Source organism: Actinosynnema sp. NPDC091369, from assembly GCF_044757065.1.
GTDB lineage: Bacteria > Actinomycetota > Actinomycetes > Mycobacteriales > Pseudonocardiaceae > Actinosynnema.
The window spans coordinates 50,047-69,373 of record NZ_JBIVUG010000008.1; the positions used below are offsets into that span (position 1 = coordinate 50,047).

The 19,327-nt window shown below is 73.7% G+C and carries 6 protein-coding genes; all 6 read left to right on the forward strand.

What is annotated here, in order from left to right; translation table 11 throughout:
- Positions 1-27: 27 nt before the first annotated feature.
- The 6 genes from sbnA (at position 28) to ACIQMJ_RS27950 (ending at position 19,285) form a co-directional block, all read left to right on the forward strand.
- The gene (sbnA, locus tag ACIQMJ_RS27925; RefSeq protein ID WP_499763969.1) at positions 28-1,029 is read left to right on the forward strand and encodes a 2,3-diaminopropionate biosynthesis protein SbnA; all 1,002 of its coding nucleotides are present in this window, start codon (positions 28-30) and stop codon (positions 1,027-1,029) included.
- Positions 1,026-15,950, forward strand: a complete 14,925-nt coding sequence (locus ACIQMJ_RS27930; RefSeq protein ID WP_499763970.1) for a non-ribosomal peptide synthetase — start codon at positions 1,026-1,028, stop codon at positions 15,948-15,950. Before sbnA ends, ACIQMJ_RS27930 begins: the two co-directional genes overlap by 4 nt.
- Positions 15,947-16,762, forward strand: coding sequence for an ABC transporter permease (locus ACIQMJ_RS27935; protein WP_499763971.1), 816 nt, complete (start codon positions 15,947-15,949; stop codon positions 16,760-16,762). The genes ACIQMJ_RS27930 and ACIQMJ_RS27935 overlap by 4 nt, the downstream gene beginning before the upstream one ends.
- Before the next feature lie 17 nt (positions 16,763-16,779).
- Entirely contained in the window at positions 16,780-17,985 is a 1,206-nt protein-coding gene (locus ACIQMJ_RS27940) for a cytochrome P450 (protein ID WP_499763972.1), read from the forward strand.
- Positions 17,986-18,116: 131 nt separating this feature from the next.
- Positions 18,117-18,341 carry an MbtH family protein gene (locus tag ACIQMJ_RS27945; protein ID WP_499763973.1) on the forward strand — a complete coding sequence of 75 codons (225 nt, stop codon included), beginning with the start codon at positions 18,117-18,119 and terminating at the stop codon, positions 18,339-18,341.
- A complete protein-coding gene (locus ACIQMJ_RS27950; protein ID WP_499763974.1) occupies positions 18,341-19,285 on the forward strand; it encodes an ATP-binding cassette domain-containing protein in 945 nt (314 codons plus the stop codon). The genes ACIQMJ_RS27945 and ACIQMJ_RS27950 overlap by 1 nt, the downstream gene beginning before the upstream one ends.
- Positions 19,286-19,327 lie beyond the last annotated feature (42 nt).

Here is a 19,327-nt window from a genome sequence, read left to right on the forward strand (position 1 = left end):
CCGTGCACCTCGCCTAGGAGTCGGCGCATGCCAGTGATATCGACGCCCCAGGAGTTCAACGTGGACGACCTCTACGTCGACCTCCGGCGGCTCTCGGGCCACCCGCTGTACCTCAAGTGCGAAGGGTTCAACTTCGCCGGGTCCATCAAGCTCAAGGCCGCCAACGAGATGGTGTCCGCGGCGGTGCGCGCCGGCACCCTGCGCGAAGGCGCCACGCTGGTGGAGAGCTCGTCGGGCAACCTCGGGGTGGCGCTGGCCCTGGTGGCGGCGAGCCGCGGCTACCGGTTCGTGTGCGTAACCGACGCGCGGTGCAACCTCGCCACCCGGCAGCTCATGGAGGCGCTGGGCGCCCGGGTGCACGTCATCACCGAGCCCGACCCGGAGACCGGGTACCTCGGCGCCCGCATCCGCCACGTGCGGCAGCTGTGCGAGAACGAGAACCACGTGTGGCTCAACCAGTACGCCAACCCGGCCAACTGGCTGGCGCACTACCAGACCACCGGCCCGGAGATCCTCAAGAGCTTCCCCGAGGTCGACGTGGTGTTCATCGGCGCGGGCAGCACCGGCACGCTGATGGGCTGCGCGCGGTACTTCAAGGAGAACAAGCCGTCAGTGCGGATCGTCGCGGTGGACGCGGTCGGCTCGGTCACCTTCGGCACGCCCGCCGAGCCCCGGATGGTGCCGGGCCTGGGCACGAGCGTCCGCCCGCCGCTGCTGGACGAGTCCTTCGTGGACGAGGTGCTGCACGTGGCGGAGCGGGACACCGTGCGCGCCTGCCGGACGCTGCTGCGGCACGGGTTCCTGTTCGGCGGCTCGACCGGCACGGTGCTGTCCGGCGCCACCGACTGGCTCGCGCGCCACCGGCCCGACGGCGACGTGACCGCGGTCGCGATCGCGCCGGACCTGGGCGACCGCTACCTGGACACCGTCTACCACGACCAGTGGATCGCGGACATCTACGGCGCGGACCTGCTCGGCGACCAGCTCGCCGCAGCCGATCCCGCGACGCTTGCGAGGAGAATGCCATGACCGAAGCGGTGGACCTGCCCCTCTCCGCCGGACAGGCCGAGATCTGGTTCGACGAGAAGCTCAACGGGCGGGGCGTCGCTTACAACTCGGCGGGCTACCTCGACATCCGCGGGCCGCTCGACGTGCCCGCCCTGATCGCCGCCGCCCGGGGCATGGTCGACGAGGCCGAGTGCACCCGCACCCGGTACGTCGAGGTGGACGGCGCGCCGCGGCAGGTCGTGACGCCACTGCCGGAGCTGCCGCTGACCGAGCTCGCGCTGACCGCGGACGAGGCGGCCGACTGGATGCGCGCCGACCTGGCCACGCCGTTCTCGCTGGACGAGTTCCCGCTGTTCCGGCTCGCCGTGATCACGGTGGCCGAGGACCGGCACTTCTTCTACATGCGCATCCACCACCTGCTGTGCGACGGGTACAGCCAGGTGGTGTTCTGGCGTCGGCTGGCCGAGCTGTACGCCGGGGTGGACGGGACGCCGATCCCGCCGCTGAGCGCGCTGCTGGACGGTGAGCGGGCGTACGAGGAGTCCGCGGCGGCGGTGAAGGACAAGGACTTCTGGGCCGCCGCGTTCGAGGAGACGCCGGACCTGGTGAGCCTGTCCACCCGCACCGCGTCCGGCCCCGAGGTGCGGGGCTTCCTGCGCCGCACCGACGTGCTGTCGAAGGACACCGCGCAGGCGCTGCGCGAGCTGGCGAGCCGGTCGGCGTCGACCTGGCCCGCCGTCGTGCTGTCCGCGGTCGCCGTCTACACCCAGCGGCTGACCGGCGTCGGCGACGTGCTGCTGACCCTGCCCGCGACCGCCCGGATGGGCGCGACGATGCGCGCGGTGCCCGGGATGGTGGCGAACTACCTGCCGCTGCGGGTGCCCGTGCGCCCGCGCGAGACCCGGTCCGACCTGCTGCGCCGCACGTCGCGCGCGCTGGCCAAGGCGCTCAAGCACCAGCGGCACCGGGTCAGCCGGATCCGCCGGGGCATGGGGCTGGCGACCGACGACCGGCGGCCGTTCGGGCCGTTCGTCAACATCCTGCCGCAGCAGACGACGTTCGCTCTCGGCGAGTGCGAGGTCGAGGTCAACAACCTGTCGACCGGCCTCATCGAAGACCTGATGCTGACCGTGGTGGACGCGCCCGACGGCGGGCTGGAGGTCCACCTCAACGGCAACCCCGAGCTCTACACCGACGAGGAGGCGCGGGCGCACCTGGCCCGCTTCACCGCGTTCCTGGAGCGGTTCGCCCGCGCGGACGACGACGAGCCGCTGGCGCGGCTGGAGGTCCTGGACCCGGCCGAGCGGTCCGCGTGGCTGGGCGCGACGACCGGCGCGACCCGGCCCGACGCGTTCACCGACGTGGTGGAGCAGGTGCGCTCGTTCGCCGCGCTGCGCCCGCACGCCGTCGCGGTGGTGGAGGACGATTTCGACGTCACGTACACCGCGCTCGTCGCACGGGCCAGCGCGCTGTCGCGCAAGCTGGTCGGGGCCGACCTGGTCGGCGTGCTGGCCGCGCCCGGCGCCGGGTTCGTCTCGGCGGTGCTCGGCGTGCTGGGCGCCGGCGCCGCCTACGTCCCGCTGGACACGCGCGCGCCCGCCGCCCGCACGGCGGAGCTGGTGCGCGACAACGGGATCTCGCTCCTGGTGGTCGACCCGGCGCACTGCGCGCCGGCGCGGGAGATCGGCGTTGAGGCCGTCGTGCTGGACGGCGCGGAGGACACCGACCTCGCGCCCGTGCTCGGCGGACCGGACGACCTGGCGTACGTGATCTTCACGTCCGGCTCGACGGGCAAGCCCAAGGGCGCGATGGTGCACCGGCGCGGCATGGTGAACCACCTGCTGGCCAAGGTCGAGGACTTGGGCCTGACCGACCGCGACAGCGTGGTGCAGAACGCGCCGCTGACGTTCGACATCTCGGTGTGGCAGATGCTCGCGCCGCTGGTCGCGGGCGGCCGGGTGCGGGTCGTCGGCCGGGAGACCGCGGCCGACCCGGACCAGCTGTTCGGCCTGGTCGCCGACGAGCGGATCAGCGTGCTGGAGCTGGTGCCGTCGCTGCTGCGGGCCGCGCTGGACGCGTGGGACGTGGTCGAGGCGCGGCCGAAGCTGCCGTCGCTGCGGCACCTCGTGGTGACCGGGGAGGCGTTGCCGCCGGACCTGTGCCTGCGCTGGTTCGCCCGCTTCCCGACCGTGCCGCTGGTCAACGCCTACGGGCCGACCGAGTGCTCGGACGACGTCACGCACGCGTTCGTCACGGTCGAGGACGCGGCGGGCACCACGCGGGTGCCGATCGGCCGCGCGGTCCGCAACACGAGCCTGTACGTGCTGGGCGACGACCTGGGCCCGGTGCCCACCGGTGTGCCCGGCGAGCTGTACGTCGGCGGCGTCGGCGTCGGCCGCGGCTACCTGGGCGACCCGAAGCGCACCGCGTCGACCTTCATGGCCGACCCGTTCTCGGGCGGACGCATGTACCGCACCGGCGACCGGGTGGTGCGCCGCGAGGACGGCCAACTGGAGTTCCTGGAGCGGCGCGACCACCAGGTGAAGGTGCGCGGCCACCGGATCGAGCTGGGCGAGATCGAGACGACCCTGCGCGGCCTGTCCGGCATCGCCGACGCCGCCGTGCGGGTCGCGCCGGACGCCTCCGGCGGCAAGCGGCTCGTCGGGTACGTCGTGGCGTCGAACGGCCGGCCGCCGGGCGACCTGCGCGCCCGGCTCGCCGAGGTGCTGCCCGAGTACCTGGTGCCGTCGGTGTTCGTGGAGCTGCCGGAGATGCCGCTGACCCCGCACGGCAAGGTCGACCGCAAGGCGCTGCCGGAGCCCGACCCCGCCGCCGGGGTCCGGGGACGCGCGCCGCGCACCCCGCGCGAACGGGTGCTGTGCGAGGTCGTCGCCGAGGTGCTCGGCCTGCGCGACGTCGGCCCCGACGACGACTTCTTCACCCTGGGCGGCGACAGCATCAGCTCCATCCAGGTGGTCAGCCGGGCGCGCCGGGCCGGGGTCGTGTTCACCTCGCGGGACGTGCTCAAGCACCGCACCCCGGCCGCGATCGCCGCGATGGCCGCCGACGCGGACGGGCACACCGCGGTCGCGGACGACGGTGTCGGCGAGATCGAGCTGACGCCCATCGCGCACCAGCTCCGCGAGGACTTGTCGGACCTGACCGACGTCACCCGCCAGTACAGCCAGTACGTCGTGCTGCACGTGCCCACCGGGCTCGACGCGGTCAAGCTCGCCGGCGCGGTGCAGACCGTGGTCGACCACCACGACGCGTTGCGCGGCAAGCTGTCGGTACCGCTGCCGGGCCTGTGGTCGATGGAGGTCCTGCCGGTCGGCTCGATCCGCGCCACCAAGCTCGTCCGCCGCGCCCAGGTCGCCGAGACCGACGACCTGGACGAGGCGGTGGCCGAGGAGGTCGCCCGCGCCCGCGCCGCGCTCGCGCCCGAAGAGGGCCGCGTGGTCCAGGCGGTGCTGGTGGACTCCGGCGTCGAGGCGCGGCTGGTGCTCGTGGTCCACCACCTCGTGGTGGACGGCGTCACGTGGCGGATCATCGTGCCCGACCTGGCCGACGCCCTGGCGGGCACGCCGTTGCAGCCCGTGGGCACGTCCTACCGGCGCTGGTCGAAGGTGCTCGCCGAGCACGCCCGCGCCGGCGCCCGCGTCACCGAGCTGCCGCTGTGGGTCGACCAGCTCCGGCGCGGCGACGTGCCGCTGGGCAGCCGCCCGCTCGACCCCGCTCGGGACACGTACGGCACGGCCCGGTCGATGCGGCTCGTGCTGCCGACCGAGCGGACCGCCGCCCTGCTGACCAAGGTGCCCGCCGCCTTCCACGCCGAGATCAACGACGTGCTGCTGGCGGGCCTCGCGGTCGCGGTCGCCGACTGGCGGCGCAGGCGGCTCGGCGCGACCGACCCGGCGGTGCTGGTCGAGGTCGAGGGCCACGGCCGCGAGCAGGTCGCCGACGAGCTGGACCTGTCCCGCACGGCGGGCTGGTTCACCAGCGTGTTCCCGCTGCGCGTCGACCCGGGCGAGCTGGACCGCGCCGACCTGTGGGCGGGCGGCGCGAGCGCGGGCACGGCCATCAAGCGGGTCAAGGAGCAGCTGCGGGCCCTGCCCGACCACGGCATCGGCTTCGGCCTGCTGCGCTACCTCAACCCGCAGACCGTCGGCGCGCTGGCCCGGTTCGGCACGCCGTCGATCGGGTTCAACTACCTGGGCCGGTTCGCGACCCTCGGCGGAGCCGGGAACCGGACGACGGGTGACGGCGCCTGGTCGCTGGACGCCGCCACGGCCATCGGCACCGGCGTGCACCCGGACATGCCGCTGCGGCACGCCCTCGCCGTCACGCCGGTCACCGAGGACGGCCCGCACGGACCGACCCTGGTCGCCGACTGGCTGTGGGCCGACGGCCTGCTGACCGAGTCCGACGTCGAGGACGTCGCGCGCACGTGGTTCCGCGCCCTGGAGGCGTTCGTCGAGCACGCCGCGCTGCCCGGCGCGGGCGGCCACAGCCCGTCCGACTTCGACCTGGTCGACCTGACCGAGGCCGAGATCGCCGACATCGAGCGCGAGACCGGCTCGGTGCTGGACGTGCTGCCGCTGTCGCCGTTGCAGAAGGGCCTGCTGTTCCAGGCCGAGTTCGACCGCGACGGCGCGGACGTCTACACCCTCCAGGTCGTCGTGGACGTCGAGGGCGCGCTGGACGTCGCGGCGTTCCGCGCGGCGGCCGAGGCGCTGCTGCGCCGGCACCCGAACCTGCGCGCGTCGTTCCACTCCCGCCCGTCGGGCGACGCGGTGCAGGTCATCCCGGTGTCGGCGGCCCTGCCGTGGGAGGAGGTGGACCTCACCGGCATGGACCCGGACGACGCGGCGCGCGAGCTGGCGCGGCTGACCGACGCCGACTGGGTGCGCCGCTTCGACATGGCCGACCCGCCGCTGCTGCGGTTCACCGCCGTGCGGCTGGCCGACGACCGGTTCCGGCTGATCTGGGCCGTGCACCACATCCTGGTGGACGGCTGGTCGATGCCGATCTTCGCCCGCGAGCTGTTCGCCCTCACCGCCAACGGCGCGGACGTGACCGCGCTGTCGCCCGTCGCGCCCTCGCGCGGCTACCTGGAGTGGCTGGCGCGGCAGGACGAGCAGGCCGCGCGCGAGGCGTGGCGGACCGCGCTGGACGGCGTCGACGAGGCGACCCGGATCGGCCCGGCCGAGCGGCCCCGCGTCACCGAGCCGCCCGCCTCGCTGGTGGTGGACCTGCCGGAGGACTTCACCCGCACGCTGTCGACCTGGGCGCGGGCCCGCGGCCTGACCTTGAACACCGTCATGCAGGGCGCGTGGGCGATCCTGCTCGGCCGCCTCACCGGGCGGCACGACGTGGTGTTCGGCGCGGTGCACTCGGGCCGCCCGGTGGACCTGCCGGGCATGGAGTCGATGGTCGGCCTGTTCCTCAACACGCTGCCGGTGCGGGTGCGGCTGGACCCGGCGGCGCCGGTGTCCGACCTGCTGGCCCGCGTGCAGGACGAGCAGTTCGACCTGGCGCCGCACCACTTCCTCGGCCTGGCCGAGGTGCAGCAGCTGACCGGGGTCGGCGAGCTGTTCGACACCGTGGTCAGCTTCCACAACTACCCGATGGACACCGACGGCCTGTCCGGGATCATCCCGGGCGTCCGGCTGACCGGCGCCGAGGGCAGGCTGGTCGCCGAGTACCCGTTCGCGCTGTCGGTGTACCCGGGCCGGGAAGTGCGGCTGCTGGCGCAGTACCGGTCCGACCTCTTCGGCGAGGACCACATCCGGTCCGTGGTCGACCGCTTCACGCGCCTGCTGCGCACCCTGGTCGAGGACCCGGACGTCCGCGTGGGCCGGATCGACCTGCTCGCGCCCGACGAGCGCGCCCGCGTCCTGCACGAGTGGGGCGGCACGATCGAGCCCGTCCCGGACGTCGTGGTCACCGACCTGTTCGAGGCCCGCGCGTCCGCCGCGCCCGACTCGACCGCCGCCGTGTTCCGGGGCGAGCGCCTGACCTACGCCGAGCTGAACGCCCGCGCCAACCGGCTCGCCCGGGTGCTCGTGACCCGCGGCGTCGGACCGGAGGGCGTGGTCGCGCTGGCCATGCCGCGCTCGCTGGAGATGCTGGTCGCCGTCCTCGCGGTGCTCAAGGCGGGCGCGGCCTACCTGCCGATCGACGCCAAGTACCCGGCCGACCGGGTCGACTACCTGATCACCGACGCCACACCGGGCGTGCTGCTGTCCACAGTGGACGTGGCGGCCACGTTGGAGGTGGACGTCGAGGTCGTCGCCATCGACGCGCTCGACCTGTCCGGCTACCCGGACGGCGACCTCACCGACGACCACCGGGTGGCACCGCTGCGCCCGCACCACCCGGCCTACGTCATCCACACGTCCGGGTCGACCGGCAAGCCCAAGGGCGTCGTGGTCGACCACGCCGGTTTCGTCGCGATGGTGCTCAGCCTGATCGCCAAGTTCGACGTCACGCCGGACACCCGGGTGCTCCAGTTCGCCTCCTACAGCTTCGACGCCACGGTGTGGGAGATGGGGCTGGCGCTGTGCGGCGGCGGCACGGTCGTGGTCGCGGGCGACGACGCGCGCGGACCCGGCCAGGCGCTGATCGACCTGATCAACGACCAGGGCGTGAACCTGGCCGCGCTGCCGCCGGTGGTGGCGGGCGGCATGCCCGAGGGCACGGTGCTGCCCGCCGACCTGACCATGGTCGTGGCCGGTGAGGCGTGCCCGCCGGAGGTGGTGGCGCGCTGGTCGGTCACCCACCGCATGTTCAACGGCTACGGGCCGACGGAGTCGGTGCTGGCCGCTACCGTCGGCGGGCCGCTGTCGCCGGGCGGGCGTCCCCCGATCGGCAGGCCCACCGCGGCGCACCGGGTGTACGTGCTGGACCCGCTGCTCCAGCCGGTCCCGGTCGGCGTCACGGGCGAGCTGTACGTCAGCGGCGGCCTCGCCCGCGGCTACCTCAACCGGCCCGGCCTGACCGCGGAGCGGTTCGTCGCCGACCCGTTCGGCGGCCCCGGTGACCGCATGTACCGCACCGGCGACCTGGTGCGGTGGCACCCGGACGGCCAGCTCGACTACCTGGGCCGGGCCGATGACCAGGTGCAGCTGCGCGGGTTCCGGATCGAGCTGGGCGAGATCGAGTCCGCGTTGCTCGCGCACGACGCCGTCACCCTCGCCGTGGCCGTGGTCAGGGAGGACGGAGAAGGGGACCGGAAGCTGGTCGCCTACATCGTCACCGACGACGGCAAGACGGTGCCGGGCGGTCTGCGCGAGCGGCTGGTCGAGGCGCTGCCCGAGTACATGGTGCCGTCGGCGATCGTCGTGCTGGACGAGCTGCCGCTGACCACGCAGGGCAAGCTGGACCGCAAGTTCCTGAGTTCTCCTGCTGGGCCGGCCCCCGACTTCGCGGGCCAGGCCCGCGGTCGCGGCCCCCGCAACCCGGTCGAGGAGATCCTCTGCGGCGTCTTCGCCGACGTGCTGCAACTGCCGCAGGTCGGCATCGACGACGACTTCTTCGCGCTGGGCGGGCACTCGCTGCTGGCCACCAAGGTGATCAGCCGGGCGCGGGCCGCGCTGGGCATCGAGCTGCCGATCCGGGCGCTGTTCGAGGCCCGGACGGTCGCGGGCGTGGCCGAGCAGGTCGTCGGCGCGTCCGACGCCCGCCCGCCGCTGCGGCCCTACGCCCGCGAGGAGCGCATCCCGCTGTCGTTCGCGCAGCGCCGGCTGTGGTTCCTGGACCGGTTCGAGGACGGCGCGACCGGCACCTACAACGTGCCGATGGCCGTGCGGCTGTCCGGTGACCTGGACCTGCCCGCGCTGCGCGGCGCGCTGCGCGACCTCGTGCAGCGGCACGAGATCCTGCGGTCGGTGTTCCCCGACGTCGAGGGCACGCCGTACCAGCGGGTGGTGGACGTGCCCGCGGACTACCCGGACCTGCCGCTGACCCGGCTGCCGGAGGCGGAGCTGTCCGACGTGCTCACCGCCGAGGCCGACCGCGGCTTCGACCTGGCCACCGAGCCGGTGGTGCGGGCGCGCCTGTTCGGCGTCGGGCCGTCGGAGCACGTGCTGCTGCTGGTGTTCCACCACATCGCCTTCGACGGCTGGTCGATCGCGCCGCTCGTGCGGGACCTGGCCACGGCCTACCGGGCCCGGGTCGCGGGCACGCGCCCGGACTGGTCGCCGCTGGCCGTGCAGTACGCGGACTACGCGCTGTGGCAGCAGGACCTGCTGGGCGACGAGCGCGACACCGGGAGCCTGCTGTCGCGCCAGCTCGCCTACTGGACGCAGGCGCTGGCCGGCGTGCCGGAGGAGCTGGAGCTGCCCACCGACTTCCCCCGGCCCGCCGTGAGCACCTACGACGGCGACGAGCTGCGGTTCGAGGTCGACGCCGAGCTGTACCACCGGGTGGTGTCGCTGGCCCGGGAGACGGGCGCGAGCGTGTTCATGGTGTTCCAGGCCGCGCTGTCGGCGTTGCTGACCAAGCTCGGCGCGGGCACGGACATCCCGCTGGGCACGCCCACCGCGGGCCGCACGGACGACGAGCTGGGCGAGCTGATCGGGTTCTTCGTCAACACGCTGGTGCTGCGCACGGACACCGGCGGCGACCCGACGTTCTCCGAGCTGCTGCACCGCGTCCGCGACACGAACCTGGCCGCCTACCAGCACCAGGACGTGCCGTTCGAGCACCTGGTGGACAGGCTCAACCCGGAGCGGTCGCTGAACAAGCAGCCGCTGTTCCAGGTCATGCTCGCGCTCAACAGCAGCGACGACGTCCCGCTGCACCTGCCGGGGCTGTCCGGGCGGGTCGAGCCGGTGCGGTCGCAGCGGGCGAAGTTCGACTTCACCGTGCTGCTGGAGGAGCGCTACGCCGAGGGCGTCCCGACCGGGATGCACGGCGTGCTGGAGTACAGCACCGAGCTGTTCACCGGGGCCTCGGCGCGTCGGCTCGCCGAACGGCTGGTCGCGTTCCTGCGCGCGGTGGTGACCGACCCGACCGCGCCGCTGAGCCGGATCGACGTGCTCGACGACGCCGAGCGGGCGCACGTGCTGGCCGCCGGCACCGGTCCGGTCCGACCGCAGGCGTACGAGGGCGTGGTCGAGCGCGTGCGCCGGCTCGCGCTGGAGCGGCCGGACGCGGTGGCCGTGACGGACGACGCCGGCAGCGTCACCTACGCCGAGCTGGTGGGGCGGGCGAGCGCGTTCTCCCGGCAGGTCGGCGACGGGCTGACCGCCGTGCTGGCCGCACCGGGCGTCGGGTTCGTCACCGCCGTGCTCGGGGTGCTGGGCGCGGGCGGCGCGTACGTGCCGCTGGACGTGCAGGCGCCGGTCGCCCGCATCGCCGCGCTGCTGGCCGACTGCGGCGCGCGGCGGCTCGCGGTGGACGAGGCGCACCTGGAGCTGGCCCGGGAGGTCGCGGGCGACGTCGAGGTCGTCGTGCTCGACGGCGCGGTGGACGCCGAGCCGGCCCCTGCCCTCGGCGCGCCCGACGACCTCGCGTACGTGATCTTCACGTCCGGCTCGACCGGCAAGCCCAAGGGCGCGATGGTGCACCGCCGGGGCATGGTGAACCACCTGTGGTGCAAGGTGGACGACCTCGAAGTGTCCTCTTCGGACAAGGTCGTGCACAACGCGCCGGTCACGTTCGACATCTCGGTGTGGCAGATGCTCACCGCGCTGATGGCGGGCGGGCAGGTCCGGGTGACCGGCCGCGACACCGCCGTGGACCCCAACGCGTTGTTCGCCACCGTCCCGGACGAGGGCGTGACGATCCTCGAAGTCGTGCCGTCGCTGCTGCGCGCGGCGCTGGACGCGTGGGACATCACCGAGGAGACGCCCGCGCTGCCCGGCCTGCGGTGGCTGGTGGTCACCGGCGAGGCGCTTCCGCCCGACCTGTGCCACCGCTGGTTCGCCCGCTACCCCGACATCCCGCTGGTCAACGCCTACGGGCCGACCGAGTGCTCCGACGACGTCACGCACGCGATCATCCGACAGGGTGACCCGTTGGGCGGCGCTCGGGTGCCGATCGGCCGCCCGGTCCGCAACACCCGGCTGTACGTGCTGGGCGACGACCTGCGCCCGGTGCCCCCGGGCGTGGCCGGCGAGCTGTACGTCGGGGGCATCGGCGTCGGCCGCGGCTACCTCGGCGACCGGGCCAAGACCGCGGTCACGTTCCTCGGTGACCCGTTCGGCGAGCCCGGGACCCGCATGTACCGCACGGGCGACCGCGTGGTGCTGCGGCCGGACGGGCAGCTGGAGTTCCTGGAGCGCCGCGACCACCAGGTCAAGATCCGCGGCCACCGCATCGAGCTGGGCGAGGTCGAGGCCGCGCTGCGCGCCGTGCCCGAGATCGGCGACGCGGCCGTGGCGGTCGGCGGCGACCAGGGCGGCCACAAGCGGCTCGTCGGGTACGTCGTGGCCGCGCCCGGCGCGGTGCTGGACGTCGCGGCGGTGCGGGAGGCGGTGGGCGGTGCGCTGCCCGACTACATGGTCCCGGCCGCGATGGTGGTGCTCGACGCGCTGCCGCTGACGCCGAACGGGAAGGTGGACCGCAAGGCGCTGCCCGAGCCGGACGTGGCGGCGGGCGCCAAGGGCCGCGGTCCGCGCACGCCCGTCGAGGAGATCCTGTGCGGTGTGTTCGGTGAGGTGCTGGGCACCGCCGAGGTCGGCGTGGAGGACGACTTCTTCGAGCTGGGCGGCCACTCGCTGCTGGCCACCCGGGTCGTCAGCCGGGTGCGCACGGTGCTGGACGTGGAGCTGCCGGTGCGGGCGCTGTTCGAGGCGCGCACGGTCGCGGGCCTGGCCCGGCTGGTCGTGGGCGCGGACCGGGCCCGGCCCGCGCTGCGCCCGGTCGAGCGCTCCGGTGACGAGGGCCTGCCGCTGTCGTTCGCGCAACGCCGGCTGTGGTTCCTCAACCAGCTCGAAGAGGGCTCGACCGGCACGTACAACATCCCGCTCGCGGTGCGGCTGACCGGCGCGCTGGACGTGCCGGCGCTCGCCGCGGCCGTGGACGACGTGGTGGCGCGCAACGAGATCCTGCGGACGGTCTTCCCGGACGTGGACGGCGTGCCGTACCAGCGGGTGCTGCCCGCCCGGCCCGGCGCGCTGGTCACCGGCCGCGCGGCCGACCTCGCGGCCGCCCTCGCCGAAGAGGTGGACCGGGGCTTCGACCTCGGCGCGGAACCCGCCCTGCGGGCCCGGCTGTACGAGGTGGGGGAGCGGGAGCACGTGCTGCTCCTGGTGTTCCACCACATCGCGTTCGACGGCTGGTCCACCGCGCCGCTGGCCCGCGACCTCGCCACCGCCTACGCGGCCCGCCGCACGGGCGAGGCGCCGTCGTGGCAGCCGCTGCCCGCCCAGTACGCGGACTACGCGGTGTGGCAGCGGGAGTGGCTGGGCGACGAGCACGACCCGAAGAGCGTGCTGGCCGAGCAGCTGGCGTACTGGACGCGCGCGCTGGCCGACCTGCCCGAGGAACTGGACCTGCCCACGGACTTCCCCCGGCCCGCGGTCAGCGACCACGAGGGCGACGTGCGGCAGTTCGCCGTGTCACCCGAGCTGCACGCGGGCCTGCTCGCGCTGTCCCGCGAAACCGGCGCCAGCGTGTTCATGCTCATGCAGGCCGCGGTGTCGGCGTTGCTGACCAAGCTCGGCGCGGGCACCGACATCCCGCTGGGCAGCCCCATCGCGGGACGCACCGACGAGGCGCTGCACGACATGGTCGGCTTCTTCGTCAACACGCTGGTGCTGCGCACCGACACCGGCGGCGACCCGACGTTCCGCGAGCTGGTGCGCCGGGTCCGGGAGACCGACCTGGCCGCCTACGCCCACCAGGACCTGCCGTTCGAGTACCTGGTGGAGGCGCTGAACCCGACCCGGTCGCTGGCCCGCCACCCGCTGTTCCAGGTGATGCTCGCGTTCCAGAACGACGACGACGCCACCGAGGCGCTGCCGGGCGTGCGGGCGGCCGTGGAACCGATGAAGGCCGAGCGGTCCAAGTTCGACCTCACGTTCGACCTGGTGGAGCGGCACGTCGACGGCGTGCCCGCGGGCATGGACGGCGTGCTGGCCTACCGCACGGACCTGTTCCGCCGCGCGACCGCGGACTCGATCGCGCAGCGGCTCGTCCGGGTGCTCACCGCCGTGGTGGCCGACCCGGACGCGCCGCTGAGCGACGTGGACGTGCTCAGCCCGGCCGAGCGGCACCGCATCCTGGTCGAGTGGAACGACACCGCGCGCCGGTTCGACCGCGCGCTGGTGCCGGACATGGTGGCCAACCGCACGAGGCAGATCCCCGGCGTCACCGCGCTGGCCGGCCACGACGGCGAGCTGACCTACCGGCAGCTCGGGGCGCGCTCGAACCGGCTGGCGCGGGAGCTGATCCGGCGCGGCGCCGGGCCGGAGAAGATCGTGGCCATCGCCGTACCCCGGTCGGGTGACCTGGTGGTGGCGGCGCTGGCGGTGCTCAAGTCCGGGGCCGCGTTCCTGCCGGTCGACCCCGACCACCCGGCCGACCGCGTCCGGCTCACGCTGGCGGACGCCGCGCCGATCCTGGTCGTCACCACCTCCGGCGTCGACCTGCCCGACGACGGCACGCCGCGGCTGCTCCTGGACGCGCCCGAGGTGGACAAGGTGCTGCGCGGTCGCGGGGGCGCGGCCGAGCTGACCGACCGGGACCGGCTCGCGCCGCTGCGGCCCGAGCACCCGGCCTACGTCATCTACACGTCCGGCTCGACCGGCAAGCCCAAGGGCGTCGTGGTGCCGCACCGCGCGTTGCGCAACCTGATCGCGGACATGCGGCTGCGCCTGGCGATGAGCCGGGACGACCGGCTGCTCGCGGTGACCACGTTCGGCTTCGACATCTCCATCCTGGAGGTCTTCGTGCCGCTCGTCTCCGGCGCGACGCTCGTCGTGGCCGACCGGGAGGTGGTGCGCGACCCGGTGGCGCTCGGCGCGGCCGTGGTCGACACCCGCACCACCGTCATGCAGGCCACGCCGAGCCTGTGGCAGGCGCTGATCGAGCACGACCCGGCCGCGCTGCGCCGGCTCCGCGTGGTGCTCACCGGCGGCGAGGCGCTGAGCGAGGCGCTGGCCGCGTCGCTGCGCGAGCACGCGCACGACGTGCGCAACATGTACGGGCCGACGGAGACCACGATCTGGTCCACGGTGGCCGCGGTGGACGGCGGCAGGCCGACCATCGGCAAGCCGATCGGCAACACCAAGGTGTACGTGCTCGACCACGCGCTGCGGCCGGTGCCGGTCGGCGTGCCGGGTGAGCTCTACATCGGCGGCGACGGCCTGGCGCGCGGCTACCTCGGCCGCACCGCGCTGACCGCCGACCGGTTCCCGGCCGACCCGTTCGCCGGGCCGGGGGACCGGATGTACCGCACCGGCGACGTGGTCCGGTGGGACGCCGAGGGCGAGATCGAGTTCCTGGGCCGCCGCGACCACCAGGTCAAGGTGCGCGGGTTCCGGATCGAGCTGGGCGAGGTCGAGGCGGCGCTGCGGGCCGTGCCGGAGGTCGCGGACGCGGTCGTGGTGGCCGCCCGGGGCCGGCTCGTCGGGTACCTGGTGCCGGTCGCGGGCGCGCGGGTGCCGGAACCGGCGGTGGTGCGCCGCCGCGTCGGCGAGTCGCTGCCGGACTACATGGTCCCGTCCGCGCTGGTGGCGCTGGAGCGGTTCCCGCTCAACACCAACGGGAAGGTGGACCGGGCAGCCCTGCCCGCGCCGGACTTCGTCGACCGCACCCCGTCGCGGGAACCGGCCACCGCCGCCGAACGGCTGCTGTGCGACGTGTTCGCCGACGTGCTCGGCGTGCCGTCGGTGCGGGTGGACGACGACTTCTTCGAGCTGGGCGGGCACTCGCTGCTGGCCACCGGCGTGGTGAGCCGGGCGCGCAAGGCCGGGCTGCGGTTCACCATCGCGGACGTCTTCGTGCACAAGACCGCGGCCGGGCTCGCGTCGATCGCCGAGGAGCAGGACGCGCCGTCGGCGGGCGCTTCGGCGGTGGCCCGGGTGTTCGACGAGGTCCGCGCCCTGGAGCAGGGCGACGACACGCTCGACCCGTTCGCGGTCGTGCTGCCGATCCGGCCGTCGGGGTCCAAGCCGCCGCTGTTCGTGCTGCACAGCGGGCTGGGGTCGAGCCTGCCGTACGTCGGCCTGGCCCGCGCCATCGACCCGGACGTGCCGATCTACGGCATCCAGTCGCCCAGCGTGGGGCAGCTCGCGCCGCTGCCGGGGTCGATCGAGGAGGTGGCCGCGCTGTACGTCGGCCACGTCAAGGCCGTGCAGCCGGAAGGGCCGTACCACCTGCTCGGCTGGTCGTTCGGCGGCGTGCTGGCGCACGAGATGGCCGTGCGGTTGCAGGCGGAGGGCGACGAGGTGGCGCTGGTCGCCAACCTCGACGGCTACCCGCACCGGCCCGTGGCCGGAGGGACGAGCACAGCGGACGAGGTCCCGGCGGGAGCCGGGAACCCGACGGAGGTCGACGACGAGCTGCTGCTGCGCGTGATGGAGCAGATCGGGCACGACCGGCGCGAGTTCGCCGGCCGCGAGCTCAAGCCGGGCGACGTGGTCGAGGTGCTGCGCCGCGACCGGCACCCGTTGGCGGAGCTGGGCGAGGAGCGGTTGCTGGCCATGCTCGCCGTGGTGCGCAACCACGGCCGCATCATGGAGAGCTTCGCGCCGTCCACCCTGCGCGGCGACCTGGTGCTGTTCTCCGCCACCGCCGACCGGACCGAGGACGAGATCGCCGAGCTGGCCGACGCCTGGACGTCCCACGTGGACGGACGGGTCCGCGTGCACCGCGTCCCGTGCGGGCACGAGTACATGATGCACCCCGAACCGCAGGCGCTGATCGGCGCGGCGGTCGCGGACGAGCTCCGCCGGGTGCAGGGCAACCACTCCGGGGAGGCACGACCGTGACCACGTTGGACATCCCGCCGTCTGCGGCACCGCCGCTGGCGTCCGTGACCGAGGTGCTGGCCATCGCGGGCAGGAGGTTGCGGCGGCTGCGCCGCAACCCCGGCCGGCTGATCGGCATCACGCTCAACCCGCTGATCACCATGGTGGCGCTGGGCTACCTGTTCTCCAGCGCCATCCAGATCCCGGGCAGCACCAACTACATCGAGTTCATCTTCGCGGGCGTGGTCATGCAGGGCGCGCTGGCCGCCGTCGGCCCGACCGCGATCGCGGTGGCGCTGGACGTGCAGGGCGGGCTGGTCGACCGGTTCCGGTCGCTGCCGATCTCGCGGTCGGCGGTGCTCATCGGGCACGTCATCGCGGACCTGCTGATCAGCATGATCGGCCTGGTGGTCGTGGTGGCGTTCGGGCTGCTGTTCGGCTGGCGGCCGCACAACGGCGTGCTGCCCACGCTGGCCGGGTTCGGCCTGGTCGCGGTGTTCACCTTCACCGTGCTGTGGCTGGGCGTGCTGCTGGGCATGGCGATGAGCAACCTGGAGACCATCGAGTCGGTCGGCGGCCTGGTCGCGGTGGTGTTCTCGTTCCTGTCCACCGGTTTCCTGTCGGTGGACAAGCTGCCCGGCTGGATCCAGCCGATCGCCCAGTGGAACCCGGTCAGCTCGGTGATCAGCGCCTGCCGGGACCTGTGGGGCAACGGCGCGCCCACCGGCACCGGGTTCCCGGCCGAGAACCCGAGCCTGGTGATCCTCGTGTCGCTGGGGCTGCTGTTCCTCGTCACGTCCGTGCTGAGCGTCCGCCGCTACCGCAACTCCTGAAGGGACGGCACCGCGTGATGATCGCCGATCCGGCCACCCTCGACCTCGCCGACCCGCAGACGTTCCTGGACGTCGACCTGCCCGAGCTGTGGCGCCGGCTGCGCGCCGAGAGCCCGGTGCACTGGAACGAGCCGCGCGGCGACAACCCCGGCTTCTGGGTGGTGACCCGCCACGCCGACTGCGTCACCGCCTACAAGGACAACAAGAACTTCACCTCCGAGCGCGGCAACGTGCTCACCACGTTGTTGCAGGGCCACGACTCCGCGTCGGGCAAGATGCTCGCCGTCACCGACGGCGAGCACCACCGCGCGGTGCGCAACCTGATGCTCAAGTCGTTCTCGCCGCGGTTCCTGGAGTCCGTGGCCGAGCAGGTGAAGGCGCGCACCCGGGCGCTGCTGGCGGAGGTGATCGAGCGCGGGTCGTGCGACTTCGCCACCGACGTGGCCGACCACATCCCGATCAACACCATCGGCGACCTGATGGACGTGCCCGCCGCGGACCGGCCGAAGCTCGTCGACTGGAACAACCGCACGCTCAGCCGGATCAGCTCCGAGGACAGCCAGCTCGACGAGTGGCTGGCCCGCAACGAGATCCTGCTCTACTTCACCGAGCTGGCCGACCAGCGCCGCCGCAACCCCGGCGACGACGTGCTCAGCGCGCTGGCCAACGGCCTGGTGGACGGACGACCGCTGCCCGAGGACGAGGTGGTGTTCAACTCCTACAGCCTGATCCTGGGCGCGGACGAGTCGAGCCGGATGTCGTCCATCGGCGCGATCCTGGCGCTCGCCGAGAACACCGGGCAGTGGCGGGCGCTCAAGGACGGCGACGTGTCCATCGCCTCCGCGACCGAGGAGGTCCTGCGCTGGACCACGCCCGCGATGCACTTCGGCCGCCGCGCCGCGGCCGACGTGGAGCTGGGCGGGCAGCTCATCCGCGACGGTGACGTGGTCACCCTGTGGAACAGCTCGGCGAACTTCGACGAGGACGTGTTCGCCGACCCGGCGCGGTTCGACCTGGGCCGCACGCCCAACCGGCACATCGCGTTCGGGTTCGGGCCGCACTTCTGCCTCGGCGCCTACCTGGGCCGCGCGCACGTGTCGTCGGTGCTGGAGGGCCTGCGCGACCTGGTGTCGGAGATCCACGTCGAGGGACCGCCCACCCGCCTGTACTCCAACTTCGTCCACGGCTACAGCAGCCTGCCCGTGCGGCTGTCGCCGGCGTGAACCTCACGCAGTAGCACCGGGGATCGGCTGAAGTCGTCACGGCATCACCGATCCGTCAGCGCCCGGTCAGCGCGGGCCGAAAGCATGGAGCAACTGGGGTCCCCCATCCGCCCGAGGGTACGGAGAACCGAATGACGAACCCCTTCGACGACCAGGACGGCAGGTTCCTCGTGCTGGTGAACGACGAGGGCCAGCACTGCCTGTGGCCCTCGTTCGCCGAGGTCCCCACGGGGTGGGCCGTCGCGCTCGAGGAGTCGACGCGCGAGGCCGCCCTGTCCTACGTGGAGGACAACTGGACCGACATGCGCCCCCGCAGCCTGCGCGAGTCCGCCGCCGGTGAGAGCAGGGCGAGCTGATGGACCTCGCGATCGAAGTCACCGGACTGCGCAAGACCTACGACAGGACCGAGGCGCTGCGCGGCGTCGACCTGTCCGTCCGCACGGGTTCGGTGCTCGGGCTGCTCGGCCCCAACGGCGCGGGCAAGACCACCGCGGTCCGCGCCCTGGCCACGCTGCTCGTGCCGGACGGCGGGCAGGCCAGGGTCGCCGGGTTCGACGTGGTCGCGCAGCCGCGCGAGGTGCGCCGCCGGATCGGCCTGGCCGGGCAGAACGCGGCCGTGGACGAGCTGCTGACCGGCCGGGAGAACCTGGTGCTGCTGGGCAGGCTGCTGCACCTGGGCGGCGCGGGCGCGCGTCGCCGCGCCCAGGAGCTGCTGGAGCGCTTCGACCTCGTCGACGCGGGCGACCGGCCGGTGGGCACCTACTCGGGCGGCATGCGCCGCCGGCTCGACCTGGCCAGCTGCCTGGTCGGCCACCCGCAGGTGCTGTTCCTGGACGAGCCGACCACCGGGCTGGACCCGGCCAGCAGGCAGTCGCTGTGGAACACCGTGCGCGGCCTGGTCGCCGACGGCATGACCGTGCTGCTGACCACCCAGTACCTGGAGGAGGCCGACTACCTGGCCGACCAGATCGTGGTCATCGCGGCCGGTCAGGTGATCGCCGACGGCACGCCGGACGAGCTCAAGCGCAAGGTCGGCCAGGAGTGGCTGGAGGTGGCCGTCGCGCTGCCCGACCGGGTGCCCGCCGCGGTGGGCGTGCTCGCGCCGCTGGCCGTGGACGAACCGACCACCGACCCGGCCAAGGGCCTGGTGAAGCTGCAACTGCGCGACGGCATGGACGGCATCGCCGCCGCCGCCGTCGCCCTCCGGGACGCGGGGGTGGACGTCGCGGACTTCGCGCTGCGCCGCCCGACCCTCGACGACGTCTTCTTCAACCTCGTCGGGCACCAACCCGAGAACTGAGAACCGCCACCGCTCGAGAAGGGATCTGGCCGTGCACCTGCG